This window comes from Achromobacter xylosoxidans (assembly GCF_002192695.1).
GTDB lineage: Bacteria > Pseudomonadota > Gammaproteobacteria > Burkholderiales > Burkholderiaceae_B > Achromobacter > Achromobacter xylosoxidans_C.
Genome location: NZ_MTLG01000054.1, coordinates 90746 through 117461, shown reverse-complemented (window position 1 = coordinate 117461; position 26716 = coordinate 90746). Strand labels below are relative to the sequence as shown.

At 66.7% G+C, this 26716-nt stretch carries 28 protein-coding genes; 10 read left to right on the top strand and 18 right to left on the bottom strand.

Annotated features, from left to right (window positions below):
* Window positions 1–181: 181 nt before the first annotated feature.
* The 5 genes from BRO63_RS08510 (at window position 182) to BRO63_RS08490 (ending at window position 3841) form a co-directional block, all read left to right on the top strand.
* A complete protein-coding gene (locus BRO63_RS08510) occupies window positions 182–787 on the top strand; it encodes a hypothetical protein (RefSeq protein ID WP_088139300.1) in 606 nt (201 codons plus the stop codon).
* A gap of 100 nt (window positions 788–887) precedes the next feature.
* Complete coding sequence (locus BRO63_RS08505) at window positions 888–1346, top strand: Lrp/AsnC family transcriptional regulator (RefSeq protein WP_088139299.1); 459 nt, start codon at window positions 888–890, stop codon at window positions 1344–1346.
* 42 nt (window positions 1347–1388) lie between these two features.
* Window positions 1389–1697 (top strand): hypothetical protein, encoded by a 309-nt coding sequence (locus BRO63_RS08500; protein WP_088139298.1) that lies wholly within the window; start codon window positions 1389–1391, stop codon window positions 1695–1697.
* Window positions 1698–1759: 62 nt separating this feature from the next.
* Window positions 1760–2740 carry a 4-hydroxythreonine-4-phosphate dehydrogenase PdxA gene (pdxA, locus tag BRO63_RS08495; protein WP_088139297.1) on the top strand — a complete coding sequence of 327 codons (981 nt, stop codon included), beginning with the start codon at window positions 1760–1762 and terminating at the stop codon, window positions 2738–2740.
* 123 nt (window positions 2741–2863) lie between these two features.
* On the top strand, window positions 2864–3841 hold the full coding sequence (locus BRO63_RS08490; RefSeq protein ID WP_088139296.1) for a bile acid:sodium symporter family protein: 978 nt from the start codon (window positions 2864–2866) through the stop codon (window positions 3839–3841).
* Window positions 3842–3905: 64 nt separating this feature from the next.
* Here BRO63_RS08490 and BRO63_RS08485 read toward each other — a convergent pair whose 3' ends face one another.
* From BRO63_RS08485 to BRO63_RS08430, 12 genes are all read right to left on the bottom strand, one after another.
* Entirely contained in the window at window positions 3906–5288 is a 1383-nt protein-coding gene (locus tag BRO63_RS08485; protein WP_088139295.1) for a replicative DNA helicase, read from the bottom strand.
* Entirely contained in the window at window positions 5285–6124 is an 840-nt protein-coding gene (locus BRO63_RS08480; RefSeq protein WP_088139294.1) for a hypothetical protein, read from the bottom strand. Before BRO63_RS08480 ends, BRO63_RS08485 begins: the two co-directional genes overlap by 4 nt.
* A gap of 126 nt (window positions 6125–6250) precedes the next feature.
* Window positions 6251–6706 carry a 50S ribosomal protein L9 gene (rplI, locus tag BRO63_RS08475; RefSeq protein ID WP_088139293.1) on the bottom strand — a complete coding sequence of 152 codons (456 nt, stop codon included), beginning with the start codon at window positions 6704–6706 and terminating at the stop codon, window positions 6251–6253.
* A 15-nt stretch (window positions 6707–6721) separates the two neighbouring features.
* Window positions 6722–6994 carry a 30S ribosomal protein S18 gene (rpsR, locus tag BRO63_RS08470; protein ID WP_006218308.1) on the bottom strand — a complete coding sequence of 91 codons (273 nt, stop codon included), beginning with the start codon at window positions 6992–6994 and terminating at the stop codon, window positions 6722–6724.
* Between the two features lie 110 nt (window positions 6995–7104).
* Window positions 7105–7428 (bottom strand): primosomal replication protein N, encoded by a 324-nt coding sequence (priB, locus tag BRO63_RS08465; protein WP_088139292.1) that lies wholly within the window; start codon window positions 7426–7428, stop codon window positions 7105–7107.
* Between the two features lie 51 nt (window positions 7429–7479).
* The gene (gene rpsF, locus BRO63_RS08460; protein WP_013392507.1) at window positions 7480–7857 is read right to left on the bottom strand and encodes a 30S ribosomal protein S6; all 378 of its coding nucleotides are present in this window, start codon (window positions 7855–7857) and stop codon (window positions 7480–7482) included.
* A 192-nt stretch (window positions 7858–8049) separates the two neighbouring features.
* A complete protein-coding gene (locus BRO63_RS08455) occupies window positions 8050–8973 on the bottom strand; it encodes a DUF817 domain-containing protein (protein WP_088139291.1) in 924 nt (307 codons plus the stop codon).
* Window positions 8974–8980: 7 nt separating this feature from the next.
* On the bottom strand, window positions 8981–9778 hold the full coding sequence (folE2, locus tag BRO63_RS08450) for a GTP cyclohydrolase FolE2 (RefSeq protein WP_088139290.1): 798 nt from the start codon (window positions 9776–9778) through the stop codon (window positions 8981–8983).
* A gap of 181 nt (window positions 9779–9959) precedes the next feature.
* A complete protein-coding gene (gene dxs, locus BRO63_RS08445; protein ID WP_088139289.1) occupies window positions 9960–11822 on the bottom strand; it encodes a 1-deoxy-D-xylulose-5-phosphate synthase in 1863 nt (620 codons plus the stop codon).
* Between the two features lie 53 nt (window positions 11823–11875).
* On the bottom strand, window positions 11876–12787 hold the full coding sequence (locus BRO63_RS08440; protein ID WP_088139288.1) for a polyprenyl synthetase family protein: 912 nt from the start codon (window positions 12785–12787) through the stop codon (window positions 11876–11878).
* 7 nt (window positions 12788–12794) lie between these two features.
* Window positions 12795–13061 (bottom strand): exodeoxyribonuclease VII small subunit, encoded by a 267-nt coding sequence (locus tag BRO63_RS08435; protein WP_054451022.1) that lies wholly within the window; start codon window positions 13059–13061, stop codon window positions 12795–12797.
* 91 nt (window positions 13062–13152) lie between these two features.
* Window positions 13153–14007, bottom strand: coding sequence for an IclR family transcriptional regulator (locus tag BRO63_RS08430; RefSeq protein WP_088139287.1), 855 nt, complete (start codon window positions 14005–14007; stop codon window positions 13153–13155).
* A 156-nt stretch (window positions 14008–14163) separates the two neighbouring features.
* On the opposite strand from BRO63_RS08430, the gene BRO63_RS08425 reads away from it, so the two are divergent.
* From BRO63_RS08425 to BRO63_RS08415, 3 genes are all read left to right on the top strand, one after another.
* Window positions 14164–15132 (top strand): Bug family tripartite tricarboxylate transporter substrate binding protein, encoded by a 969-nt coding sequence (locus BRO63_RS08425; protein WP_088139286.1) that lies wholly within the window; start codon window positions 14164–14166, stop codon window positions 15130–15132.
* Between the two features lie 203 nt (window positions 15133–15335).
* Window positions 15336–16346 carry an acyltransferase gene (locus BRO63_RS08420; protein ID WP_088139285.1) on the top strand — a complete coding sequence of 337 codons (1011 nt, stop codon included), beginning with the start codon at window positions 15336–15338 and terminating at the stop codon, window positions 16344–16346.
* A gap of 243 nt (window positions 16347–16589) precedes the next feature.
* Window positions 16590–17738 (top strand): aromatic ring-hydroxylating oxygenase subunit alpha, encoded by a 1149-nt coding sequence (locus BRO63_RS08415; protein ID WP_088139284.1) that lies wholly within the window; start codon window positions 16590–16592, stop codon window positions 17736–17738.
* Window positions 17739–17813: 75 nt separating this feature from the next.
* On the opposite strand, the gene BRO63_RS08410 is transcribed toward BRO63_RS08415, so the two are convergent.
* The 5 genes from BRO63_RS08410 to BRO63_RS08390 form a co-directional block, all read right to left on the bottom strand.
* Window positions 17814–18944 (bottom strand): TIGR03364 family FAD-dependent oxidoreductase, encoded by a 1131-nt coding sequence (locus BRO63_RS08410; RefSeq protein ID WP_088139283.1) that lies wholly within the window; start codon window positions 18942–18944, stop codon window positions 17814–17816.
* A gap of 96 nt (window positions 18945–19040) precedes the next feature.
* Window positions 19041–20063, bottom strand: a complete 1023-nt coding sequence (locus tag BRO63_RS08405; protein WP_088139282.1) for a putative 2-aminoethylphosphonate ABC transporter substrate-binding protein — start codon at window positions 20061–20063, stop codon at window positions 19041–19043.
* 93 nt (window positions 20064–20156) lie between these two features.
* Window positions 20157–20978 (bottom strand): phosphonoacetaldehyde hydrolase, encoded by an 822-nt coding sequence (gene phnX / locus BRO63_RS08400; protein WP_373557769.1) that lies wholly within the window; start codon window positions 20976–20978, stop codon window positions 20157–20159.
* A 23-nt stretch (window positions 20979–21001) separates the two neighbouring features.
* Entirely contained in the window at window positions 21002–22756 is a 1755-nt protein-coding gene (locus tag BRO63_RS08395) for a putative 2-aminoethylphosphonate ABC transporter permease subunit (RefSeq protein ID WP_088139280.1), read from the bottom strand.
* 7 nt (window positions 22757–22763) lie between these two features.
* Entirely contained in the window at window positions 22764–23837 is a 1074-nt protein-coding gene (locus BRO63_RS08390; protein WP_088139279.1) for a putative 2-aminoethylphosphonate ABC transporter ATP-binding protein, read from the bottom strand.
* A 147-nt stretch (window positions 23838–23984) separates the two neighbouring features.
* On the opposite strand from BRO63_RS08390, the gene BRO63_RS08385 reads away from it, so the two are divergent.
* Both BRO63_RS08385 and BRO63_RS08380 read left to right on the top strand, forming a co-directional pair.
* Window positions 23985–24848, top strand: coding sequence for a LysR family transcriptional regulator (locus tag BRO63_RS08385; RefSeq protein ID WP_088139345.1), 864 nt, complete (start codon window positions 23985–23987; stop codon window positions 24846–24848).
* Window positions 24849–24886: 38 nt separating this feature from the next.
* Window positions 24887–25456, top strand: coding sequence for a phosphonate degradation HD-domain oxygenase (locus BRO63_RS08380; RefSeq protein ID WP_088139278.1), 570 nt, complete (start codon window positions 24887–24889; stop codon window positions 25454–25456).
* Here BRO63_RS08380 and BRO63_RS08375 read toward each other — a convergent pair.
* Window positions 25434–26669, bottom strand: a complete 1236-nt coding sequence (locus BRO63_RS08375; protein WP_373557768.1) for an MFS transporter — start codon at window positions 26667–26669, stop codon at window positions 25434–25436. The genes BRO63_RS08380 and BRO63_RS08375 overlap by 23 nt on opposite strands.
* Window positions 26670–26716 lie beyond the last annotated feature (47 nt).

Sequence of the window (26716 nt, the reverse complement as noted above, 5' to 3'; positions counted from 1 at the left end):
AGCCTCCTGGCATTGAAGTCGGCGCAAATCCTAGCATGGCGCCGCGCACCGCCCATGCTAGGCAAGCCCCGCGCGCCGCGCTAGCATGAAGCGTAGCCGCAGAGGCACGGCGGCGCACGTCACCGGCTCCGTCTCCAGGGCTGCGCGCCCGCGACCGAACCGGTGCAACCGGAGGCCGCCCATGAAGACGATCCAGAACTACCTCCCGCCTGACGCCCAGTCCGTGCGGCGCCTGCAGGACAGGTTGGGATACAGCGACGCGCGCATGGCGGAGCTGGCCGGACTGGACGCAGCCATCCCTTGGCACAGTTTCATCGGCGGCTCCGAGCCGCGTTCGCTGGGCCGCCAGCGCCTGTTCTACGTGGCCGCGCGCCTCACGCTGGACGAAGCGCAATGGCAGCGCGTGCTGGCCGCCATGCACGAATTGGGCGCGCGCTTCGATTACCAGGATACGCGGCACCCCGACGCCCTGCCCGCGCCGGAACCGGTCGCGGACGAAGAGCGCAAGTTCGGCATGCTGCTGGTCAGCCGCAACGGCTCCTTCCACGAAATGGAGCAGTTGCGCGAGTTCGCGCATTTCGCGCACGAAGCCGACGTCAGCCGCTACGTGCACTCGGCCTTCTATGACAGCGACATCGATCTATGCCGCTTCAGCTTCGCCGACCACGACGGCCTGGACGACGCCAGCCGCGACCGCATCTTCGATGCCGCGCGCAAGACCATCACGCGCTTCGAGTTCGACGGGCGCATCTATCAGGGCGGCATACCACCCGAATCGGACGGCTGACGCAAGATCCCGTGCGCGCGCTGCCGCGCATTGACGCGGGCGGGCCGCGGCCTGTACCGTCGGCACTCGCGCCCTCCCGCCACATGCCGCCCATCACCGTATGAACGAACGACTCGACGCCATCGACCGGCAACTGCTCAGCCTGCTGCAAGCCAATGCGCGCGAACCTGCCGCCATCCTGGCGCGCAAGCTCGGCCTGGCGCGCACCACCGTGGTGGCGCGCATCGCGCGGCTCGAGCGCGAGCACATCGTTGCAGGCTACGGCGTGCGCCTGGGGCGGCTGCTGGAAGAAGCGGCGGTGCGCGCCTATTGCTTCATCAGCGTGCTGCCCAAGACCCCGGCCGCGGTGATCCGCGAACTGGAAAAGATGCCCGAGGTCGAGGAGGTCTCCTCGGTCAGCGGCCCCTACGACTACCTCATCTTCCTGCGCTGCGAAACCCATGAACAGCTCGACGAGCTGCTGGACCGCATCGGCCTCATCGACGGGGTCAAGCAGACCCAGACATCCATCGTCCTGAGCCGCAAGGTCGACCGCCGCAGCGCCGTGGCCGCGCCATGAAATGATGGTGTAATTGGGGTAATCGCCATTTCAGGACGCCTCATGTTTGCACGCCTTGCCCCCGCCGCCGTATTGCTCGCCCTGCTGAGCGCCTGTTCCAGCATGAGCGAGGTCACGTCCGTCGGCAAGGACACCTACAGCGTCACCCACAGCTCCGGCTCGCAGATGATGACCTGGGTGGAAATCAAGAACCAGGCCCTGCTGCGAGCCGAACAGTATTGCCAGTCGATCGACCGCAAACTGGTCAAGCCCAAGATCACGTCCAACCACGCGACCGGCCTGGGGCCCAAGCGCGCCACCGTGACCTTCGAATGCGGCGTCATCGAACCGCCCAAGAATTCCTCGAAGTAAGGCAGAGGCCCGCCCGCTTGCGGGTGTAGCATGAACCGAACGCAACCTCAGCTCCGCGTACCGTGAAGACCTCCCTGCCCGTGGGCATCACCATGGGCGATGCCGCCGGCATCGGCCCCGAAATCGTCGTCAAGGCCTACGCGCAAGGCCTGAATGCGCCTTGTGTGGTGTATGGCGACGCAGGCGCGCTGCGCCGCGCCGCTGCCCAACTGGGCGCCAGGCTGGAGATCGTCGAGGTCGCCGATGTCGGCCAGGCAACGCCGGGCGCGGACCACATCAACGTCATCGCCTGCAGCCCCGCGCTGCCCGCCGACCTGCCCCTGGGGCAGATCAGCGCGGCGGCCGGACGTGGCGCCTACGATTACGTCTGCGCCGCCATCGACGACGCGCAGGCCGGCCGCATCCGCGCCATCGTCACCGCGCCGCTGAACAAGAAGTCCATGCATGCCGGCGGCGTCGATTACCCCGGCCACACCGAGATCCTGGCGGAACGCTCGGGCACGCGCGACTTCGCGATGATGCTGGCCAACGACGAACTGCGCGTGCTGCTGGTGACCATACACGTGGCGCTGGCCGACGTGATCGCGCGCATCACGCCAGAGGCCGAACTGACCGCCATGCGCCTGGCCGACCAGGCCTGCCGCCAGATGGGCATCGCCCAGCCGCGCATCGCGGTCGCGGGCCTGAATCCCCATGCCGGCGAAGGCGGCAAGTTCGGCCGCGAAGACGTCGACATCATCGAGCCCGCGATCGCCGCGGCCCGCGCGCAAGGCATGGACGCCAGCGGCCCCTGGCCCGGCGACACGATCTTCATGCGCGCCCGGCGCGGCGAATTCGACATCGTCGTGGCGCAGTACCACGACCAGGGTCTGATACCGGTCAAGTACCTGGGCCTGGACCATGGCGTGAACGTGACGGTGGGCCTGCCTTTCGTGCGCACCAGCGTGGACCACGGCACCGCCTTCGATATCGCGGGCAAGGGCTTGGCGGACCACGCATCGTTGGTCGCCGCCTTCGACCTGGCGCTGGCCATGACGCCCTGAGCGCGGCGCCGCGGCCCAGCAGCGCTGACAATTGGCTGTCAGGAAGCAAGGCGTTCCCGGGACTACAATACGCCCCGTTTACGGCGCCCGTGGCGCCTTTCGTCCGCCCTTCCCCCATCCCCCATGTCACGCCTTGCCCGCCTTCTTCCCGACCGCTTCACCCTCTACCTGATCTGCACCGTCATCATCGCCAGCATCGTGCCCGCCCACGGGCAAGGCGTGGTGGTGTTCGGCTGGATCACCAACATCGCGGTCGGCCTGCTGTTCTTCCTGCACGGCGCGCGCCTGTCGCGCGAGGCCATCATCGCCGGCCTGACGCACTGGAAGCTGCACCTCACGATCTTCTCCGCGACCTTCCTGATGTTCCCGCTGCTGGGCCTGGCGCTCAAGCCGGTGCTGGAGCCGCTGGTCACGCCTGAACTCTATCTGGGCATCCTGTTCCTGTGCTGCCTGCCCGCCACCGTGCAGTCGGCCATCGCCTTCACCTCGATGGCGCGCGGCAACGTGCCCGCGGCCGTGTGCAGCGCTTCCGCCTCCAGCCTGCTCGGCATCTTCCTCACCCCGCTGCTGGTGGGCACGGTGGTCGCCAACGCGGGCAGCGCGCCGATCTCCTTCGATGCCGTCGGCAAGATCATGCTGCAGCTGCTGCTGCCCTTCGTGTTGGGCCAGTTCGCCCGCCGCTGGATCGGCGCCTGGGTGCACAAGCGCAAGGCCATGCTGAAGTTCGTCGACCAGGGCTCCATCCTGCTGGTGGTCTACACGGCCTTTTCGGAAGCCATCAACGAAGGCCTGTGGAGTTCGACCCCGATCCCCGCGCTGGCCGGCCTGGTGGTGGCTTGCGCCGTCATCCTGGCGCTGGCGCTGGGCCTGTCGGCCCTGGCCGGCCGGGTGCTGGGTTTCAACGTGGAGGACCGCATCACGCTGCTGTTCTGCGGTTCGAAGAAAAGCCTGGCCAGCGGCATTCCGATGGCCCAGGTGCTGTTCGCCGGCCACGCCGTGGGCGCGATCGTGCTGCCGCTGATGCTGTTCCACCAGATCCAGCTGATGGTCTGCGGCGTGCTGGCCGCGCGCTTCGGCAAGCGCCCCGAGGCCGAAGCCTGAAACAGGTTCGCAGCCGCAATGAAAAACCGCGCCGAGGCGCGGTTTTTTCTTGGGCCGAAGCGGCTCAGTACATGTCGCGCGGCTGCGCGCCCGAGAAGTTCAGGAAGCGCGTGCTGGAGCCCTGGAAGGTCAGGCGCACGGTGCCGATGGGACCGTTACGCTGCTTGCCGATGATGATCTCGGCGGTGCCCTTGTCCGGCGAGTCAGGGTTGTAGACCTCGTCGCGGTAGATGAACAGGATCACGTCGGCGTCCTGTTCGATGGCGCCCGATTCGCGCAGGTCGCTCATCACGGGGCGCTTGTTGGGGCGTTGTTCCAGGCTTCGGTTCAGCTGCGACAGCGCAATCAGCGGGCAGTTGAGTTCCTTGGCCAGCCCCTTGAGCGAGCGGCTGATTTCCGACACTTCGGTGGCGCGGTTTTCGCCCGAGCCGTTGCCCGACATGAGCTGCAGGTAGTCGATGATGATCAGGCCCAGCTGGCCGCATTGCCGCGCCAGGCGGCGTGTGCGCGCGCGCACTTCCATCGGGCTGAGCGCGGGCGTTTCGTCGATATAGACCTGGGCGTCCTGCATCAGCTGCACGGCGTGCGTCACGCGCGGCCAGTCGTCGGCGATCAGCTTGCCGGTACGCATGCGGTGCTGGTCCAGCAGGCCGACCGAGCCCAGCATACGCATCGCCAATTGCACGGCGCCCATTTCCATGGAGAACACCGCCACCGGCAAGCCCTGCTCGATGGCCACGTGTTCGCCGATGTTCATGGAGAACGAGGTCTTGCCCATGGACGGGCGGCCGGCCACGATGATCAGGTCGCCGCCCTGCATGCCGGACGTCATCTTGTCCAGGTCGGTGAAACCGGTGGGCACGCCCGTCACGTCGGAGCTGCCCTCGCGGTGATAGAGCTCGTCGATGCGTTCGACCACCTGCGTGAGCAGGGGCTGGATCTCCTGGAAGCCGGCGGCGCCGCGCGCGCCTTCCTGGGCGATCTTGAACACCTTGGACTCGGCCTCGTCCAGCAGCTGGCGCGCTTCCTTGCCCTGCGGATTCAGGGCGGCCGAGGAAATCTCGTCGGCGATCGACACCAGCTTGCGCAGCATGGCGCGCTCGCGCACGATTTCGCCGTAGCGCCGGATGTTGGCGGCGGACGGCGTGTTGTGCGCCAGGGCATTCAGGTAGGCCAGGCCGCCGGCGTCTTCGGCCTTCCCCGCGCTGATCAGGGATTCATTGACCGTGATCACGTCCGCGGGACGCGCCAGGCCGATGAGGCGGGCGATGTGGTGCCAGATCAGGCGGTGGTCGTGGCGATAGAAGTCTTCTTCCACCAGCACGTCGGCGATGCGGTCCCAGGCGGAGTTATCCAGCAGCAGGCCGCCCAGAACCGACTGTTCAGCCTCGATGGAATGGGGAGGAACGCGCAGGTATTCGAGCTGGGAATCGGCGGGTGTATTCATGACTTCAATAGTAACGGCTGCAGGATGTCCGCGACGCGGAAGAATCCCTGGATATCGCGCGAGGGCAAGCGGCCCAGCACCACGCGCAGGGGCGCGGCGATGCCGCAGAGCACACGCGCCAGACGTGTCAGGCGGGCTCGGACCTCGGCATCGGGGTTGCTCTCGAAATAGACTTCGAGCGCCAGTTTACCCAGCACGCGGGCAACGTCGTCGGGCAATTTACGCAAAGACACCAGAGAGGCCAGCATCTGGAACAGGTCATAGGCCTGGGCCAGGGGGCGCGACAGGGTCGAACCGATGTTCTCTTCGAAATCGATGCGCCACAGCTCGCCTTCCTGCAAGGTGATGTTGCGGATCTGCGCGCCGCCATGCCACATGCCGCGGGCATGGAAGGCGGCCAGATCGGCCGCGGCGGCGCGCGCCAGCCACAGCCGGGAGGTCGTGTCCTCGTTGCGGATCAGGTCGGCAAGATCCTCGCCCACGTATTCCAGCACCAGCAGGCCCTGCTCCTGCCACCAGACCTCGGGCACGCGGCAGCCTGCCTTCAGCAGTTGCCCCAGGCGCTGCGACTCATGCACCAGGCCGTTGCGCAGCAACACGCCTGGACGCGGAAACTCACCCAGGAATATCTTGCACACCACTCCCAGGAACAGGGCACGCACATAGCGCAGCGCATAGCTCAGGCCCTGGCCGATACTGGGACGGCGGCGTTTGATGATGCAGCGCACGCCATCTATCGTCACATCCCGCACCGACGGTTCACGCGACGCGTCCACGCTATCCAGCCAGGCTCGCAGGCCGGGAGGGGCGTTGTGGTGAACGGGGGGCTGAGTCAAGAGGTCCTCTGAAAAATGCGGCGCAGAGCCTGGCTCGTGGAGTCCGAAGACTACACGCAATACGCGTGGGGCAAAAAGAAAAAAAGCCGGCGCGCGGGCCGGCTTCTTTTTACTGCGGGTACCGGCTTAGGACAGTTCGCCTTCGACCAGGACCGTCACGTCGACCAGCACGTCGGCGTGCAGGGCAACCTGGATCGGGAACTCGCCGATCGCCTTCAGTTGGCCGTTGGGCAGGCGGACTTGCGCCTTTTCCACGGCTTCGAAACCGGCCTTCTTCAGACCTTCGGCGATGTCGGCGTTGGTGACCGAACCGAACAGACGGCCGTCGACGCCAGCCTTCTGGGAGACCTTCAGCTGGAAGCCGGCAAGGCGCTCGCCCAGAGCCTGGGCGGCGGCCAGCTTTTCAGCCTGGGCCTTTTCCAGTTCGGCGCGGCGCGCTTCGAATTCCTTCAGGGCGGCGTCGGTTGCGCGACGGGCCTTGCGCTGGGGGATCAGGAAGTTGCGGGCGTAGCCATCACGCACGCGCACGACTTCGCCGAGGTTACCCAGGTTGACGACTTTTTCGAGCAGAATAACTTGCATTTTCAGTGCCCCGGATTAGTTGTGGTTGTCGGTGTAAGGCAACAGGGCCAGGAAGCGCGCGCGCTTGATGGCGGTGTCCAGCTGGCGCTGGTAGATTGCCTTGGTGCCGGTCAGGCGAGCCGGGATGATCTTGCCGTTTTCTTGCACGAAGTCGCGCAGGGTGTCCAGATCCTTGTAGTCGATCTCTTCCACGCCGGCAGCGGTGAAGCGGCAGAACTTACGACGCTTGAAAAGCGGGTTCTGCTGCGTGAATTTGCGTTTTTCCTTGCGTTTTCCGAAGAAAGCCATGATATGTGCCTCTTTGTTTGAGGGGGCCGGGTTCTACCCAAAACGGGCCCAAACCCCCATAACCTATCCGTATTCAGAAGGCGCTCATCGCGCCTCTTGCCCAATTCCCTTCAAGCCACCAGCGGATCGCGTCCTGCGCTACCGCTGATCCTGCGTGCCTGCTGCAAATGCAGCTTGACCTTCACCGAGTCCTTGCGGGTGGGAGCCAAAAACCCCTGCACCAGCAATTCAGACCCTAGAGCGGTGTCCTTCAGCAGCAACGCCAGATCGCCCAGTGCCACGGCCGCGATAGTCAGCTCGACGCGGCGCGGGAGGCCTGCTTCGACGACTTCGGACTCGTGCGCCAGCACCATTTCCAGTGCGGGCAAACCGGCGGGAGTGTGGCGCAAAGGCTCGCATTCGAGAACGCGGGCGCTGAGTTCCAGCTTGTTCATCCTGCCAGGCACCGAGGGGACTTCATGGGATGAGCTCTGCGTGAGCCCTGCTTACTCGGCCTGAGCCGGCGCTGCTGCTTCAGCCGAAGCCTTGCGGGCTTCTTCGCGTTCGACCGACTTCATCATGATCGAGGGCGTGGCTTGAGCCTTCTTGGTCTTGATGACCAGGTGGCGCAGAACGGCGTCGTTGTAGCGGAACGAGTGTTCCAGCTCATCCAGCGTGGCTTGGCCGCACTCGATGTTCAGGCAGACGTAGTGAGCCTTGACGAGCTTCTGGATCGGGTAGGCCAGTTGACGGCGGCCCCAGTCTTCCAGGCGGTGAACCGAGCCGCCTTGGCCCGTGACCAGCGCTTGGTAACGCTCGACCATGGCGGGCACTTGCTCGCTTTGGTCGGGGTGAACGATAAACACCACTTCGTAGTGACGCATGAGTAAAACTCCTTGAGGATGTCTCGCTGGCCGACCGTCCTGCGCCCCCGCTTTCCATCAGAGGCGGATCGCAATATGCATCTTGAACAGTGGCCCGCAAGGGGCAGCCCGCTACCCAAAAACCATGGGCGGTCGAGCAAGAAAGCTCTCGATTATCACCGATTGAGCCTATAGACGCAAGCCGGGAGGATCTCAGGAAATGAGGGACGGGCTATTTTCGCTACCCTGCCCCGCCCGCCGAGGCAAATCGGCAACATCGATTTCCTGGGGCCGGCTGACCACGCTGACCATCACGTAGCTGATGATCATCAGCAGGAACCACGATCCCAGCTTGGCGATGGACACCAGCTCCCAGCCCTGCGACTGGTTGGGATAACGCCAGGCATTGGCAAAGGTGCCGATGTTCTCGGCGAACCAGATGAACAAGGCCACCAGCACGAAGCCCAGCAGCAGCGGCATGCGCCGGTAGACCCGCCAGATCCGGAAGTACACCCAGGTCCGCGCGAACAACACCGCCGTCAGCGCGAACAACGCCCAGCGGAAATCCATGATGTAGTGGTGCGTGAAGAAATTCACGTAGATCAGCACCGACAGCGCCACGGTGGTCGCCGCCGGCGGATGCGCGCGGAAGCGGAAATCGAACAGGCGCCACACGCGGGCCAGGTAGCTGCCCACCGCGGCATACATGAAGCCCGTGAACAGCGGCACGCCGCCGATGCGCAGCACGCTGGCCTCGGGATAGATCCACGAACCCGCGGCGGTCTTGAACACTTCCATGCCCGTGCCCACCACATGGAACAGCAGGATCACGCGGGCTTCGCTCCAGGTTTCCATGCGTAGCGCCAGCAGCAGCGCCTGGATGCCCAGCGCGGCCAGGGTCAGGAAATCGTAGCGGGCCAGCGCGGCGTCCTTGGGATACCACCAGTGCGTGCCCAGCAGCAGCGCGCACATCAGGCCGCCGAACAGGCAGGCCCAGGCCTGCTTCACGCCGAAGCGGAAGAACTCGTAGAGCGCGACGCCAAAACGGCCGCGGCCGGCCAGATTGCTGGCCAGCCGCGATTCCCACTCCTGCAGCCCCGCGATGAGCGGCCAGTCATTGGCCGCCGGATGGCTCACGGCAGGCTCAGCCTTCCACGACGGCGTAGGCCGAGTGGTTGTGGATGGATTCGAAGTTCTCGGCTTCCACGCGGTAGCGGGCGATGCCGGGATGCGCGTTCAGGCGGGCAGCCACGTCGCGCACCAGGTCCTCGACGAACTTGGGATTGTCGTAGGCGCGTTCGGTGACGTACTTCTCGTCCGGGCGCTTGAGCAGGCCCCAGAGTTCGCAGGAACCTTCTTCCTCGATCAGGCGGATGACGCCGTCCATGCCGATGTCGGCGCTCAGGATGGCGGACACCGTGACGTGCGAGCGCTGGTTGTGCGCGCCGTACTCGGAGATGGCCTTGGAGCAGGGACAGAGGCTGGTGACGGGCACCTGCACGATCAGTTCGAACTCGACCTCGTCGCCCTGGGCGCGGGCGATCCACTGCACTTCGTAGTCCAGCAGGCTTTGCACGCCGGAGATCGGGGCGGACTTGTTGATGAAGTACGGGAAGGCGGCGGTGATGTCGCCGCGCTCGGCATGCAGCAGCGGCAGCATGTCGGCAGCCATGGCGCGGAACAGGGTCGGCGTCATGGGGATGCTGCGGTACTTTTCCAGCAGGGCCACGAAGCGGGACATGTGCGTCCCTTTTTCTTCGGGCGGCAGCGCCACGGTCAGCGTCCAGTTGGCCACGGTGCCCTGGGGCGAACCGTCGCCGCTTTCAATCAACATGGGGTGGCGCACGCCACGGATGCCCACGCGCTGAATCGGGATGTGCCGGGTGTCCGCCGAACTCTGGACGTCGGGCATCACGAGGGCGGGGTCGATCGGAGAATTCATTTCGGCTTACCTGTCTAGGCAGTCAGTCGTGAAAACGCACGGGCCTAGGAATCTTTGAGAGGGGGCCATTATCGCCCATAGTCCGCCAAGCGCCAGGGAAAACCCTTTTATTCGTAGGTTGGCGGGGCCGGAACAGTGTGTTTCATTCCTGCGGGCAAAACCCGCAGGAATCGCTGTGCAATCAGGCCAGCAGGTCGGCGTAGCGGGCGCGGATCGAGCTCTCGATGCCCAGCGCGTCCAGGCCGATGCCCGCCCACAGCGCCGATTGCTCGCCGTGGTCGATGAACTCGTCGGGCAGGCCCAGCTGCAGCACCGGGATTGCAACGCCGGCCGCGCTCAGCGTTTCCAGCACGGCGCTGCCCGCGCCGCCCATGATGGAAGCGTCTTCCAGCGTGACCAGCGCATCGTGGCGGCTGGCCAGGTCGAGGATCAGCTCGCGGTCGATCGGCTTGACGAAACGCATGTCGGCCACGGTGGCGTCGAGCTTTTCGGCCGCGCCCAGCGCCGCCTGGACCAGCATGCCGAAACCCAGGATGGCAATCTTGCGGCCCTCGCGGCGCACCACGCCGCGGCCGAGTTCCACCGTGTCCAGGCCGGGCGCTTCGGCGGCGCCGCAGCCCGCGCCGCGTGGATAGCGCACCGACGCCGGGCCGGGATACTGATAACAGGTCGACAGCAGCAGCCGCGTTTCGTTTTCGTCCGAAGGCGTGGCCACGACCATGTTGGGCACGCAGCGCAGGAAGGCGATGTCGTAGTTGCCGGCATGCGTGGCGCCGTCCGCGCCCACCAGGCCGGCGCGGTCCAGCGCGAAGGTCACGTCCAGGTTCTGCAGGGCGACGTCATGGATGAATTGGTCGTAGCCGCGCTGCATGAAGGTGGAGTAGATCGCCACCACGGGCTTCTGGCCCTCGCAGGCGATGCCCGCGGCGAACGTCACGGCGTGCTGCTCGGCGATGCCCACGTCGAAGTAGCGCTGGGGAAAGCGCTTTTCGAATTCCACCAGGCCGCTGCCCTCGCGCATGGCGGGCGTGATGGCGACCAGGCGCGGGTCCTGTTCAGCCATGTCGCACAACCACTGGCCGAACACCTGCGTGAAGCTGCGCTTGCCCGGCGCCTTCGATTGCTGGATGCCGACGGCCGGATCGAACTTGCCGGGGCCGTGGTACAGCACCGGGTCGGCCTCGGCCAGCTTGTAGCCCTGGCCCTTCTTGGTGACCACGTGCAGGAACTGCAGGCCTTCCAGGGCCTTGAGGTTCTGCAGGGTGGGCACCAGCGCGTCCAGGTCGTGCCCGTCTATCGGGCCGACGTAGTTGAAGCCGAATTCCTCGAACAGCGTAGCCGGCGTGACCATGCCCTTGGCGTGTTCCTCGAAGCGGCGCGCCAGTTCCAGCACCGGCGGCACGTGCTGCAGCACCGCGCGGCCGACGTTCTTGGCCGCTGCATAGAAGCGGCCCGACATCAGGCGCGCCAGGTAGCGGTTCAGCGCCCCCACCGGCGGCGAGATCGACATGTCGTTGTCGTTCAGGATCACCAGCAGGTTGATATTGGGCGTGACGCCGGCGTTGTTCATGGCTTCGAAGGCCATGCCCGCCGACATCGCGCCGTCGCCGATGACGGCGATGTGCTGGCGCTGCACGCCGGCGTTGCGCGAGGCCACCGCCATGCCCAGCGCGGCGGAGATGGACGTGGACGAATGCGCGGTGCCGAAGGCGTCGTATTCGGATTCGCTGCGTTTCGGAAAGCCCGAGATCCCGCCCTGCTGGCGCAGCTTGTCCATGCCGGCGCGGCGTCCGGTCAGGATCTTGTGCGGATAGGACTGGTGGCCCACGTCCCAGACGATGCGGTCATGCGGCGTGTCGAACACCTGGTGCAGGGCCAGCGTGAGTTCGACCGTGCCCAGATTGGACGACAGGTGCCCGCCCGTTTTGGACACCGATTCCAGCACGAAGCCGCGCAGCTCGTCGGCCAGCCTTTTCAGCTCGCGGCGATCCAGGCGCTTGAGGTCAGCCGGGGATTGAATGCGGTCCAGTAAATCTGTCGTCATGCTTTTATGTGGTTCGTTGGCCCGGCCTGCCTCCAGTCCGGGCTGGTCCCGGCTCAGCGGTCTCGTAGGACGATGAAGTCGGCCAGTTCAGCCAGGCGCGATCCGGCCTCGCCCAGCGGAGCCAGGGCAGCCAGCGCGTCCTCACGCAGCTCCTGGGCGAACGCGCGCGCGCCTTCCAGCCCCAGAAGCGAAACATAGGTGGGCTTGTTCTCGGCGGCGTCCTTGCCCGGCGTCTTGCCCAGGCTGGCGCTGTCCGCGGTGACATCCAGAACGTCGTCGACAACCTGGAAGGCCAGCCCCATGGCCTGCGCGTAGGCGTCCAGCGCCTGGCGCGAGGCCGAGCTTGCACCCGCCACGATGCCGCCCAGAGCCACGCTGCAAGCCAGCATGGCGCCTGTCTTCATGCTGTGCATGGTTTGCAGTTCGTCGCGCGACAACGCGCGGCCCACGCTGAACAGGTCGATGGCCTGGCCGCCCGCCATGCCCTGGCTGCCGGCGGCGCGCGCCAGCGACTGCGTGGCCTGCACGATCAGCGCGGGCGCGATCGGCATGGAAGCCAGCAGATCGAACGCCAGCGGCTGCAGCGCATCGCCCGCCAGCATGGCGGTGGCCTCGTCGAACTGCACGTGGGTGGTGGGACGGCCGCGGCGCAGCGTGTCGTCATCCATGCAGGGCAGATCGTCGTGCACCAGCGAATAGGCGTGGATCAGCTCCACCGCCGCGGCGGCGCGGTCCAGCGAGGCCTGCACGGCCAGCACGCTGCCGCTGACGGGGCAGGCCTGCCCCGCAGCGTAGACCAGCGCGGCGCGCACCCGCTTGCCGCCGCCAAGCACGGCGTAACGCATGGCTTCGTGCAGCCGGGAGGGCAGCGCATCCGCCGGGGGCAACAGATCGTCCAGGACGTCTTCGACGTGCTTCACGCGCCCTTGCAGCCATTCCGGGAAGGCGAGTTGAATTTGCTTCATTGGATTCTTATTCGTCATCCAGCGCCGCCGGGTCCAGCGGACGCAGCAAGTCGCCCTCCAGGACTTTGACCTGCTGTTCGGCCTGCGCCAAGCGTTCCTGGCAGACCCGCGTGAGCGCCACGCCGCGCCGGTAGGCGGCAAGCGACTGCTCCAGCGGCAACGAGCCGTCTTCCATGGCCGCTACCAGCGATTCGAGCTCGGCCAGCGCCGTTTCGAAATCCTGGGGCAAGGGACGGTCATCGATCTGCGGATCGGCTTGTGAAGATTTGGCCAAACGGGTCTCCGAGGGCGCTAGGGGTGGATCAATCCGTGAATTGTACGAGATACCCGCAAGGCCGGCGGGCCCGCCGCCACTCGCCGGCGTCTCAGGCAGGGGCGCCCGCCAGCCCCGCTATGGCGGCCCGCAGCAGGGGGGCCACCCGCGTGCGCAGGTCCGCCTCCGGCAGCAGGCTGGCGGGCCCGCCGCAGCTCATGACGAAGACGCCCTCGCCCGTAAGGGAGGAGAACGGCACCGCAACCGCATTGATCCCCGACTGCCATTCGCCAATGGCGTAACAGCAGCCCGTGTCGTGCAACTCCGCGCGGGCGCGTTCGATGGCGGCCGCGTCCGGCGCCGTCTCGTCCAGGCGGGCGAGCGCATCGGCGCAGGCCTGGGGCGGCAGGCTGGCCAGATAGGCCCGGCCCATGGCGCTGTCCAGGCTGGCGCGATAGCCCACCGGCAGGCGCAGATACAGCGCCGAAGAACCATGGATGGCCTCGACGTAGGTCATGGCATCGCCATCGAAGGCGCCCAGGGCCACGGCGCCGCCGGTGGCGCGCGCCAGTTCGGTCATGGAGGCCTTGGCCAGCTCGCGCACCTCCAGTCCGGCCAGCAGGCCGAAGCCCAGCGCCAGCACGCCGTAGCCCGGCGAGTACTTGCCGGTGTCCGGGTGATAACGCAGATAGCCCAGTTCGGTCAGGGTATAGGTGATGCGGCTGATGGTGGGTTTGGGCAGGCCGGTCAGGCGCGCCAGATCCAGGTTGCCCAAGGCCGTCACGCCGTGGCGAAAGCAACGCAGCACGTCCAGCCCGCGCGCCAGCGCCGTGATGAAGTCGGGCGAATTGGCGCCCTCGCCCGCGCCGGCGGCGCGCTTGCGGCGCGCGGGCAGGCTGAGTTCGACCTTGCCGTCCGGTTTGGCGGCGGGATGCGCGATGCGCTTGGCGTCAGAAAAAGATTGCATTTCTATTCGCTTCGTTTTTATAGTTTATTTCGAATAACAAAATTAAATTCCATTTTACGGAATTTAATGCATCCAAGGAGACCTGGCAAGCCTTGCCCCGCAACGCCAAGCCAGGCCCGACCCTCCACTCATGCACGCGATTTCAAGGGGAAAACATTGATACGCACTAGCTTCAAACTGCTGGCCACCCTGCTGCTCAGCGCCGCCGCGCTGGGGGCCCAGGCCGACACCTATCCGGCCCGGCCGATCAAGGTGGTCTCGCCCTTCCCTGCCGGCGGCGCCACCGACGTGCTGACCCGGATCCTGGCTGAACGCATGGCCAAGACGCTGGGCCAGCCCATGATCGTCGAGAACAAGGCAGGCGCCGGCACCTCCATCGGGGCCGCCTTCGTTTCACGCGAAGCGCCGGACGGCTACACCATCCTGATGGCGACCAACTCCACGCTGGTCACCAACCGCTATCTGTACAAGGAACTGCCCTACGATCCCGACGGCTTCGCCCGCATCGGCATGGTGGGCGTCGGACCGCTGGTCCTGCTGGCCAGCCCCAAGCGGCCGTTCAACAGCACCCAGGACGTGGTGGCCTACGCCAAGCAGAATCCGGGCAAGCTGACCTTCGCCACGTTCGGCCCGGGCACGTCCTCGCACCTGGCGGGCGAACTCTTCAAGGAGCGCGCCGGCATCGACATCCTGCACGTGCCCTTCAAGGGCGCGACCCAGGCCCTGCCCGCACTGGTCAGCGGCGACGTGGACCTGTTCTTCGACATGGTGGCCACCGGCATGCCGCAGGCCGATGCCGGCAAGGTCAAGGTCTTCGCCATCACCAGCCCCGGCCGCCTGGCGACGCAGCCCAAGCTGGCGACGCTGGCCGAGCAAGGCTATCCCGCGTTCGACATGACCGCCTGGTTCAGCTTCGTGGCGCCCAAGGGCACGCCCGCCCCGGTGATGGAAAAACTGCAGCAGGCCCTGGTCGAAACCCTGCAGGACGAAACCATCAAGAAGCGCATGCTGGACATGGGCATCGACCCGCGCTCGGGCACGGCCGCCGAGCTGGACAAGCAGATCAAGAACGAACAGCCCATCGTGTCGCAATTGATCAAGCAGGCCAATATCGTCCTGCAATGATGGCGCGGCCGGTTTCGTGACAAAACGTAGGCGGGCCCGCGCCCGCCCGCGCATGCGCCGCGCCGCGCGGCGTCCGCCGGCAGAGGGTTTCACCGCCCCTGCCGGTTTTTCATGCGCGTCGATATGCCCTCTAACCCCTGGATACAGAACCAGGACGCCCCCCGCTGCTATGGTGAAAAAGTAGATGCCGCCATGGGAGCCCGATGCCGTACGCCGAAGAGAAATATGCGCGCCTGGATGCCGCCCGCTGGCTGGCGGCGGTGGCCGTGGTGCTGTTGCACAGCGCGGCCATGATAGTCAGCAATCCCGCCATCTACGGCGGGGGAGCCTGGTTGGCCGCCAACCTGTATGACTCGGCGGCAAGGTGGTGCGTGCCCGTGTTCGTCATGGTCAGCGGCGCCCTGCTGCTGGACCCCGACAAGCCGCAGGACGCGCGCCAGTTCTACAGCCGGCGCATGGCGCGGATCTGCGCGCCGCTCGTGTTCTGGACGTTCTTCTATCTGGCATGGCGCACGGCGCTGGACTGGTGGGACGACGGCCGCATCGATTTTTCGTTCTGGCCACGCAAGCTGGCGCAGGGCGAGCCGTACTACCACCTGTGGTACCTGTACATGATCGTGGGCCTGTACCTGTTCGCGCCGCTGGTGCGCATCCTGTATGCGCGCAGCACGCCGCACGCCCGCGCGCTGTGGGTGGTCAGCATCCTGGGCGTGGCGATCCTGGACGCGCTGTACCGCCGCGCCCTGGGCGCGCCAGCGGGCTTCTTCCTGACCTGGTTCCTGCCCTACCTGGGCTACTTCGTGGCGGGCCGGTTGATCTTCGACGGCCAGATGCGCATTCCCCGCCCCGGCCTGATGCTGGCGGCCAGCGTGGCCGCGACCGCGCTGGGCGTGCAAGCCATGTCGAGCAACCGCGCCTTGGACACCTACTTCTACGATTACTTCAGCCTGACGGTGCCGTTCATGTCGCTGGCGGCTTTCCAGTGGATCGTCTCGTCGCCGCGCCTGCCGCGGCTGGCCTCGCTGGCGCCGCTGACCTTCGGCATCTATCTGATCCATCCGCTGTTCCTGGACGTGGCGCATCGCGCCGGCGCCCTGACGGGCGCGCGCGAGGACGCCTGGACGCTGCCCGTGCTTGCCGCCGGCGTGTTCGTGTTGTCGGCCGCCAGCAGCTGGCTGCTACGGCGGCATCCGGCCACGCGCCGATTCGTCTGAAAGGCCTGCGTCGTCAAGGGGTTATGCCCCGCGCAACGCATGTAAACCGGCTCCGGCATAACTTCACCAAGCTTCGCAGATCTTCACGGGCGCGGGGTAAGGGCTTGGGGTACAATTCACGGCTTATTTGATCGGCCAGACACCGATTTTTCTTCGCGCCAGAACGGACTTCACCCAGCGGATATCAAAGCCGCCAGGCAAAAGCTCATCCGTCCTGGCTTTTTTATCCGAGCGGGGGGAATCATGACCGACATCGGTCGGATGGCACATGTAGTGCCAGCTCGCACCCAGCTACCCGTCAGCGCGTATTTTGACGAAGCCCTCTTTGCCCGCGAGCAAGAACTCATTTTCAAGCAATCCTCACAATACGTCGGCCACCAGAAAGTGGTGCCCGAAATCGGGGATTGGCGTACGTTGGTCCAGGAAGACGGAGGACGCGTGCTGGTTCGCAACCAGCAAGGCGTCGAACTCATCTCAAATGTCTGCCGCCACCGCCAGGCTTTGATGCTGGGCGGCGAGACCGGCAATGTGGCCGGCAACTGCAATACGCATGGCAATCTGAAGGCAACCGGCGGCAATATCGTCTGCCCCTTGCATCGCTGGACGTACAACAACCAGGGCGAGTTGTTGGGCGCGCCCCAGTTCGCCACCACGCCCTGCATGAACCTGCAGAAGTTCCGCCTGCGCGACTGCCATGGCCTGCTGTTCGAAGGCCCGCGCGATCCGTCCGCCGACATGGCGCCGCTGTTCTCGCGTCCGGAATTCGACTTCGGCGACTACGTGCTGGACCACGTCGAAGTGCACCAGTGCAACTACAACTGGAAGACCTTCATCGAGGTCTACCTCGAGGATTACCACGTCGGCCCGTTCCATCCGGGCCTGGGCCGCTTCGTCACCTGCGACGACCTGAGCTGGGAGTTCAACGACTGGTACAGCCTGCAGAAGGTCGGCGTGCACAACGCCCTGGCGCAGCCGGGGTCCGACGTGTACAAGCAGTGGCACGACCGCCTGCTGGCATTCCGCGAAGGCGACGCGCCGGATTTCGGCGCGGTCTGGGTCACCTACTTCCCGACCCACATGATCGAGCTGTATCCCCACGTGCTGGTGCTCTCCACGCTGTATCCCAAGAGCCCGCAGGAAACGGTGAACGTGGTCGAGTTCTACTATCCCGAGGAAATCGCCGCCTTCGAGCGCGAATTCGTCGAGGCGCAGCGCGCCGCCTACATGGAAACGGCCATCGAGGACGACGAGATCGCCGAACGCATGGACGCGGGCCGCAAGGCTTTGATGCTGCGCGGCGTGAACGAAACCGGTCCCTACCAGTCGCCCATGGAAGACGGCATGCAGCACTTCCACGAATGGTATCGCCGCATCATGCAGGAGCGGGTCTGAAGCCTGGCTTCGGCGCCGCTCCCATGCAGAAAGGCCTCGCATATGCGAGGCCTTTCCGCTTTCCGGCTGCCGCGTTCAGCGGCCCAGCACGCCCGCCACGGTGCGCTCGCCGATGGCCAGGCCCACCGTCATGCCCACGCCCGAGTGCATCACCGCCACCGTCGTGGCCGGGTCCACCGGCATGACCGAGAACGGCGCCGGGCCATGCGCGCCGTAGACGCCCTGCCAGCGCTCCAGCACGCGCAGGCGCGCGCCCAGGGCCTGGGTCGCCAGGTCCAGCATGGCATTGTCGACCGCCTCGTCGTTGAACGGCGGCGCGTCCTGGCCATAGCGGTGCGAATCGCCGATGATCAGTTCGCCGTAAGGCGTGGGACTGATCAGCAGGTGGATGCCATTTTCCAGCAGCATGGGCGTGCGCGCCTGGATCACGTCGCGCAGCGCCAGCGCCGACGGCAGGTCCGAGAACGCGCCGTAATGCACGCAGGACAGGCCGGTCAGCAAGGGGCGGTCCAGCGCGATGGGATGGGTTTCGAATGCGGCGCGCAGCATCTGCAGGCGCGTGACCTCCAGGTTCATCGGCGCAAAGCGCTCGGGCAGCAGGGTCAGGTAATCGTGCCCGGGGCAGACGAACACGTGTCCGCCCTTGAATTCGCCAGCCGAGGTGCACACCAGCCCGCCCTCGACCGCGCGCGCCAGCGTGCCGGTGATGAACTGCACACCCAGCGATTCCGCGAGGTAGCGGGTGATGGCCGGCAGCGCCTCGCGCGAATAGATCTGCAGATCGTCATGGCCTTGCAGGCCCGCGCAGTGATGCGCCAGCTGGCCGCCGTATAGCGCGGCCACCTCGCGGCCCGACATCAGGTTGGCGCGATAGCCTTCCTGGCGCATGCGCGTGTCGGCGAATTCCTGCAGCACGTCCGCCTCTTCGGCATTGCGCGCCAGCACCAGGGCGCCGTTGGCGCGCACATGGAAGCCCGCGCGCCCGGCCAGATCCAGCCACAGCTCGCGCGCCTGCTGGGCGTGCGACAGCATCATGCCGGGGGCCTGGCCCGTCACGATGACCTGGCCGAAATTGCGGATGGTGGCGCCATGCGCCTGGCGGCTGCGCTCGATCACGGCCACCGACAGGCCGCGCTTGGCGGCGGCCCAGGCGTGGGCGATGCCCAGCATGCCGGCGCCCACCACGACTACGTCGAAATTTTTCATCTGTGGAACATTGCAAGAGGAATGCGGCGGGAGCCGCCCTGGCGGGCGCCCCCCCCGGGGTGCGGCGGCGGCCGGCGCCGCCGCGGTCAAACTGACTTACTTCTTCTTCGGCTCGGACTTGCCGTCGTAGCGCTTGGTCCACTCGGCGATGATGCGGTCGCGGTTGGTGGCGGCCCAGGTGAAGTCGTTCTTGATCATGCGCTGCATCAGGTCGGCCGGCAGGTTCGGATTGGACGTGGCGATCGACGGGATGGCGAGCACGGCGAAGTTGGCCTTGTACAGCTCGTTGGCTTCGCGGCTGGCGGAGAAGTCGGCCAGCTTGCGCGCGGCTTCCAGGTTCTTGGTGCCCTTCATGATGGCGGTGGCTTCCACTTCCCAGCCCAGGCCTTCCGAGGGGAACACGGCTTCGACCGGCGCGCCGTCGGCCTTCAGCTTGGCGGCGCGGTAGTCGAACGACACGCCGATCGGGAACTCGCCGGCGGCGGCCATGTTGCAAGGCTTGGAACCCGAGTGCGTGTACGAACCGATGTTCTTGTGCAGGGCGTCCATGTAGGCCCAGCCCTTCTCTTCGCCGAAGATCTGCAGCCAAGCGCTGACGTCCAGGAAGCCGGTGCCCGACGAGGCCGGATTCGGCATCACGATCTTGCCGGCGTACACCGGCTTGGTCAGGTCCTGCCACGAGGTGGGCTTGGGCAGCTTCTGCTTCTCGGCTTCGATGGTGTTGAAGCAGATGGCGGCGGCAAAGCCGTCCATGCCGACCCAGCTGGGCTCGGCCTTGGCGTCGCGCATGTTGGCGGCGATCTGGTCCAGGCCCTTGGGGGCGTAGGGCTGCAGCATGCCTTCCTTGTCCATCAGGCCCAGCGAGGTGCCGGCCAGGCCCCAGACGGCGTCGGCCTTGGGGTTGTTCTTTTCGGCCAGCAGCTTGGCGGTGATGATGCCGGTGGAGTCGCGCACCCACTGGATCCTGATGTCGGGATTGGCCTTCTCGAACGCGGCCTGGTAGGCCTTGATCTGGTCGGCTTCGAGCGCGGTGTAGACCGTCAGCGTGGTCTCGGCGGAGGCGGCGCCCATCACGCCCGTCAGGGCGGCGGCCAGTGCAAGCAGCTTGTAGCGATTCATGAAGTACTCCGTGGGTAGGCGGAAAAAGGCTGAGGGAGGCCCCCGGGGCTGGCGCGAACCGGCCCCGGCAAGCGGTGCAGACAGGTGAGAGGGTTAGGGGCGCTGGCCTGCCGACAAGCGGGCTTCGATATCGGAGATCACACCAGGTAGGTCGGCGACGGTATCGATCAGGTAGTGCGGAGCGGCGGGCGACAGCTCCAGGCTGGCGGCGGTGCGCGCTTTCTGGCGGCCTGCGTCATCCAGGCTCAGGTATTCCTCCAGCGTCAGGCCGGCGGCGTTGCCCGACAGCAGCAGGCCCACGGTCCACATGCCGGCGCGGCGTCCTTCTTCGATGCCGGGCGCGGTGTCGTCGACCTTGACGCAGGCAGCCACGTCGGACAAGCCGAGTTCGACCACGTTCTTCAGCGCCATCGCGGGCGCCGGCCGCGCGCGCGGCACGTCGTCGCTGGCGACGATGCAGTCGGGTTCCAGGCCTTCGGAGGCGGCGCGCTCGACCACGCGGCGCATGACGCTGCCGGGATAACCCGAGCACGAGCCGATCTTCAGGCCGTGCTGGCGCAGGGCGCGCAGCAGTTCGGCCGCGCCGGGGATCGCCGCCGAATACTGGGCGACCTTGTCCAGCTGCATCGGCAGGAAGCGCTCGTAGATGGCGGTCACGTCGTCGTCGGTGGGCAGGCGGCCGAACTGGGCCTGGTACTGGCCGGCGATCACCGGATCGTTGCAGAGCGTGCGGATGTGGTCCCACTTGCCCATGCCCATGGGGCCGCGGGCCTGCGCCAGCGACATCTCCACGCCGAACTGCGAAAACGCGTCCACGAACACCTTGGTGGGCGCGAAGGAGCCGAAGTCGACCAGCGTGCCGGCCCAGTCGAAGATCACCGCTTCCAGGCGGACGGGCAAAGGCGAAACAGTCATGAGGGTCATCCTTGAAAAATCGTTCAATGGGCCACGGGGCGGCGCCAGGCCTGGCTGCGCGCAACCAGCGCGCGGCTGGCCAGGTGCAGGACCAGGGCGGCGACGGCCGAGCTGGCCATGATCACGGTGCACATGGCGGCGGCGGGACCGATGAAGCCGGCGTCGTCCATGTTCAGCACCGCGACCGCGGCCAGCACCGTCGAAGGGCTGTACAGGAACACGACCGCGGACACCGTCGTCATGGCGGAAACAAACAGATAGCGCGCCACGTCCAGCGCCGCCGGCAGGCACATCGGCAGCGTCACGCGCAGAAAGGTCGTCAGGCGCGGCACCTTGAGCGACGCGGACGCCGCCTCGAATTCCGGGTCCAGCGCGTTGAGCGCAGTGGCGGCGGTGAGGTGCGCGCTGGTATAGAAGTGGACGATGGTGCACAGGACCAGCAGCGGCATGGTGCCGTACAGCACGTTCAGCGGGTTCGACAGGCTGTTGAAAAAGAAGATATAGCCCAGGCCCAGCACCAGGCCGGGCACGGCCATGGGCATCAGCGCCAGCATGCCGACCATGCCGCGCAGGCCTCGCGTGAGCGTACCGCGGGCAGGCACTTTTTCCATCATCCAGGCGCCGGTGAAGACCACGGCCGTGCCCGCCAGCGCGGTGCAGAACGCCAGCTGCAGGCTGTTGCGCCAGGCCAGCCAGCCGCCGCCGTCCATATTGTCGAAGTCATACGAACGCAGCGACATCGACAGGTTGTAGGGCCACATCTTCACGAAGGACGCCCACACCGCCACGCCGATGATCAGCAGCAGGAACGCCGCCAGCACGCCGGCCAGCGCCAGGAACGCGGCATCGCGGCGGCGGTTGACGCCCGCGGCGTAGGGCTGGGCCCGGCCGCTTAGCTGGGCGCCCTGGCGGGCGCGCAGCCGGCGGTCCAGCGCGAAGGTCAGGATCGCGGGCAGCAGCAGCAGGATGCCGATGGCCGCGCCCTTGGGGAAGTTCTGCTGGCCGACCACGGCCTTGTAGGCCTCCATCGCCAGCACGTTGTAGTCGCCGCCCACGACCTTGGGCACGCCGAAATCTGTCACCGTCAGCGTGAAGACCACGCAGCAGGCGGAGAACACGGCATAGCGGGTGCCCGGCAGCGTCACCGTCAGGAAGGTGCGCCAGGGGCCCGCGCCCATGGCGCGCGCGGCGTCGTAGAGGCGGCCGTCGGCCAGGGCCAGACCGGTCAGGAGGATCATGAGCGCGTGCGGAAAGGTATAGAACGCCTCGCCCACCACGATGCCCCAGAAGCCGTAGATGGTCGCGCCGCCGGTCAGGCCCTTGAGCAGGCCCTGGTTGCCCAGCAGATACACCAGCGCAATACCGGGCAGCAGCGACGGCGCCAGCAGCGGCAGCAAGGCGACGGTGCGCAGCAGGCCCTTGCCGGGCAGGCGCGTGCGCGTCAGGCCGTAGGCGAATCCATAGGCGCAGGGCACCACCAGCAGCGTGGTCACGACGCCCACCGCCAGGCTGCGCGCGACCATGGCCATGAAGCCGTCGCCGCCGATGATGCCGGCGAGCACGGACACGCCGGCCCAGGCGCCGTCGCTGTCGGTCACGGACTTGAGCAGGATGGCGGCCAGGGGCAGCGCCAGGAACAGCAGCAGGCCCAAAGCCAAGGCGCCCTGCCCGGCGGCGAGGCCCGTAGCCCCGATCCAGGCCGGCAGCGGGCGGCGGCCCAGCGCCGGCGCGGCGGTGTCCAAGGCCCCCGGCGCGGCTACGTTGGAGGAACGGCTCATGGCGGAATCAACCGTAGGCGCGTATCGCATGGCGCGGCAGCTCCACCCAGCAACGGCTGGCAGCATGAGGACCCAACAGGGCGTCTCCGATTTCGGGGGACACGATGGAATGCACCATGCTGCCGGGCACGCCTTCCAGACGCAGGGCCAGGCGGTAGCCGCGGCCGAGGAACACGCCGTCCAGCACGTCGGCCAGCATGGCGTTGGGCTGGTCCGGGCGCGCGGTACTGACCCGTACCGCTTCCGGGCGCACGAACAGCTTGCCGCTGGCGGCGTCCAGCGCCTCGTCCACGGCCAGCTCCTGGCGTCCGACGCGGGCGCGGTGCGCGTCCACGCGTTCGAACGGCAGCCAGTTCGCTTCGCCCACGAAATCGGCGATGAAGGCCGAGCCGGGCTGACGGTAGAGTTCCCGCGGCGTGCCGTACTGCTCGATGATGCCGCCATTCATGACGGCGATGCGGTCGGCCATCACCATGGCCTCTTCCTGGTCGTGCGTGACCATCAGCGTGGTGATGGACAGGCGCTTCTGCAGGGCGCGCAGTTCAATGCGCAGATGCTCGCGCACGCGGGCGTCCAGCGCCGACATGGGCTCGTCCAGCAGCAGCAGGGATGGCGACGGCGCCAGCGCGCGCGCCAGGGCCACGCGCTGCTGCTGCCCGCCCGAGATCTGTCCCGGATACTTATCCGCCGCGCCCGCCAGGCCGACCAGGGTCAGCATTTCCTCGACGCGGTTGGCGACATGGTTGCGGTGCGCACGCTTGCCGCTCAGGCCATAGGCCACGTTCTGGGCCACGGTCAGGTTGGGGAACAGCGCATACGACTGGAACAGGATGCCGTAGTCGCGCGCCTGCGGTTCGGCATGCGAGATGTCGCGGCCGGACAGCACGATGGTGCCGCTGTCCTGGCGTTCCAGGCCGGCGATAGCGCGCAGCAAGGTGGTCTTGCCGCAGCCCGAGGGGCCCAGCAGGCACACCAGCTCCCCGGCGCGGATGTCGAGCGAGACGTCCGACAGCGCGGTATGGCTGCCAAAGCGCTTCACCAGATGCCTGACAGAGAGAAATGCGGTATCGCGTTCGGCCATGGGGCCTCCGGTTTGGGAACGAAGGCAGTATGGAAGACGCGTATTGAGTGTTTATGACACTTCGCGCAAATGCAGTAATAAAAACATCAAATTATTTTGGTGTACTGGCGGTCTTGCGCATCGCGCCCCTATTCCGCCTCCTGCACCGTGCTTGTCGCCGAACTCAAATCCTTCTATGCCGTGGCCCGCTGCGGCACCGTCACCAAGGCCGCCGCCCAACTGGGCGTCAGCCAGCCCACGGTGACGGGGCAGTTGCGCCAGCTGGAGTCGCGTTACGGCGTCGAGCTGTTCCACCGCCAGGGGCGCGGCATGCGCCTGTCGGACGCCGGCCACAGCCTGATGCCCATGGTGGAAAAGCTGGTGCAGCAAGAAACCGAGATCGACTTCCGGCTGCGCGACGCCAGCGACCTGCGCGAAGGCAATCTGCGCATCGGCGCCACCGGCCCCTACTACATCATGGACACGGTGCGCGCCTACAACCAGCGCTACCCCGGCATAGACCTGACGCTGACCATCGGCAATTCGCAGACCATGCTGCACGCGCTGCATGACTATCGCATCGAGATTGCCACGTCATCCTTTCTGATGGATGACAAGCATCTGTACCGGCGCATGATCGCGGCCGACCCCATCCGCGTGGTGGCGCATCGCGACCACCCGCTGGCGCGCCTGGGCCAGGTCCGCCTGGCCGACCTGGCCGAACACGCGCTGCTGTTGCGCGAGCCCGGCTCCATGACGCGGCAGCTGACGGAGGACGCCTTGCAGGCGGCCGGCGTCACGGTGCGCCGCACGCTGGAGATCGGCAGCCGCGAATCCATCCGCCAGGCCATCCTGTGCGGGCTGGGAATCAGCCTGATCCCTTCGCGCGAGATCCCTTCCCATCCCGAACTGGCGGCGCTGGACATCGAGGGCGCCGACATCGTGATGCACGAATACCTGTACTGCCTGCGCGAGCGCCAACCGGTGCAGCTGATCGCGCGCTTTCTGGAGATGGCGCCAGCCGCGGGCTGAGCGCCGCCCTCCCCTATGCGGCCACTCAGGAGACAACCATGGCCTTGACCTTGCAAGATATCGAGCAGATCTTCCTGGAGCGCGGGCACCGCTCCTATGACGGCGAATCCGTCAGCCACCTGCGGCATGCGCTGCAGACCGCGGCGCTGGCCGAACGCAATGGCGCCGGCGCCCATCTGATCACCGCCTGCCTGCTGCACGACCTGGGCCATCTCATCGCCGACCGGCCGGGCACGCCCACGCTGCGCGGCATCGACGACAAGCACCAGTATTTCGTCCTGCCCTTCCTGCGCGGCCTGTTCAGCCCGGCGGTGCTGGACCCGATCCGGCTGCATGTGGAGGCCAAGCGTTACCTCTGCTATGTGGAACCGCAATATGAAGCGTCGCTCTCGGAGGATTCGAAACGCAGCCTGGCGCTGCAGGGGGGCAGTTTCGATGCGGGCCAGGCGGTGGATTTCGCGAGCATGCCGGGCGCGCCGGACGCGATCCGCCTGAGGCGCTGGGACGACATGGCCAAGGTTCCAGGCCTGGCCACGCCACCCCTGGACCACTTCCTGGAGATCGCCGAGAGCATCTCGGGACGGGTCAAGCTGGCTGCCATCTGGTAGGGCTGGCGGGAAAGCCATGCGTCCTGGCGGCCCAGGCGACCGCCAGGGTCGCCGCCAGCAACACCAGCAGCGCCGGCACGAACGCCGTTACGCCCAGGCGTTCGAGCAGCACGCCGCCGACGACGCCGCCCGCGGCAATCGCCGTATTCCAGGCAGTGACCAGCATGGACTGCGCAACGTCTGCGGCATCGCCCGCCGTCTTGGCCAATGCCGTCTGGAACAGCGTCGGCGAGCCGCCGAACGCCACGCCCCAGGCCGCCACCGCCAAATAGAGCATGACCGGCACGCCGCCCGCGACGCCCAGGGCCAGCGCGGCCAGGCCGAACAGGCTGATGCAGGCCAGGGTCAGCACGCGCAAATGGCGGTCGATCAGCGTCCCGACCATCCAGATGCCGACGATGGAACTCAGTCCGAACACCAGCAACACCAGCTCGGTGCTTGCGGCCATCCCCAGCGATGCCAGGAACGGCGCGATGTAGATGTAGAGGATGTTGTGCGCCAGCACGAAAGCCAGCACCGCGAATAGCACCGCACGCACGCCGGGCAGCAGGAATACGCGCCGCAGCGGCAATTGCCGGCCCCGGGCCTGTCCCGCAAAGTCCGGCACGCGCAAGCGCACCCAGACCATCAGCATCACCGCGAGCAGGCTCATGATGCCGAAGCCGATGCGCCAGCCCCACAGCGCCCCCAGGAAGGTTCCGGCCGGCACTCCCAGCGACAGCGCCAGCGGCGCGCCCAGCATCGCCACCGCGATCGCGCGGCCCTGCTGGTGCGCGGGCACCATGCGCGCGGCGTAGCCCGCCAGCAGCGCCCACAACAGCCCCGCCGACACGCCGGCCAGGAAGCGCGCGGCCAGGGTCAGCACATAGCTGGAGGACAAGGCGGTCACCGTATTGGCCAGCACGAATCCTGCGATCGCCGCCAGCAGCAGCGGACGCCGCCGCACGCCCCGGGTGGCGGCGACCAGCGGGATCGCCGCCACCAGCGAACCGATTGCATAAATCGTGACGGTTTGGCCGATGCGGGCCTGCGACACGGCCAGGCCCTGCGCCATCTGCGGCAACAGCCCCGCGGGCAGCGCCTCGGTCAGGATGGTGATGAAACCCGCCATGGCCAACGCCAGCAGCGAGCCCAGCGGCAGGCGGTCTTGGCCGGCGGTGGCGGAATGCCCGGGCGCAGTGCGCGGGCGCGGAGAATTCGTGGTTTTTTTCATGCTGGACACCTGGGTTGAAGCTTGGTGTCGAGACGATATAAGCCCCG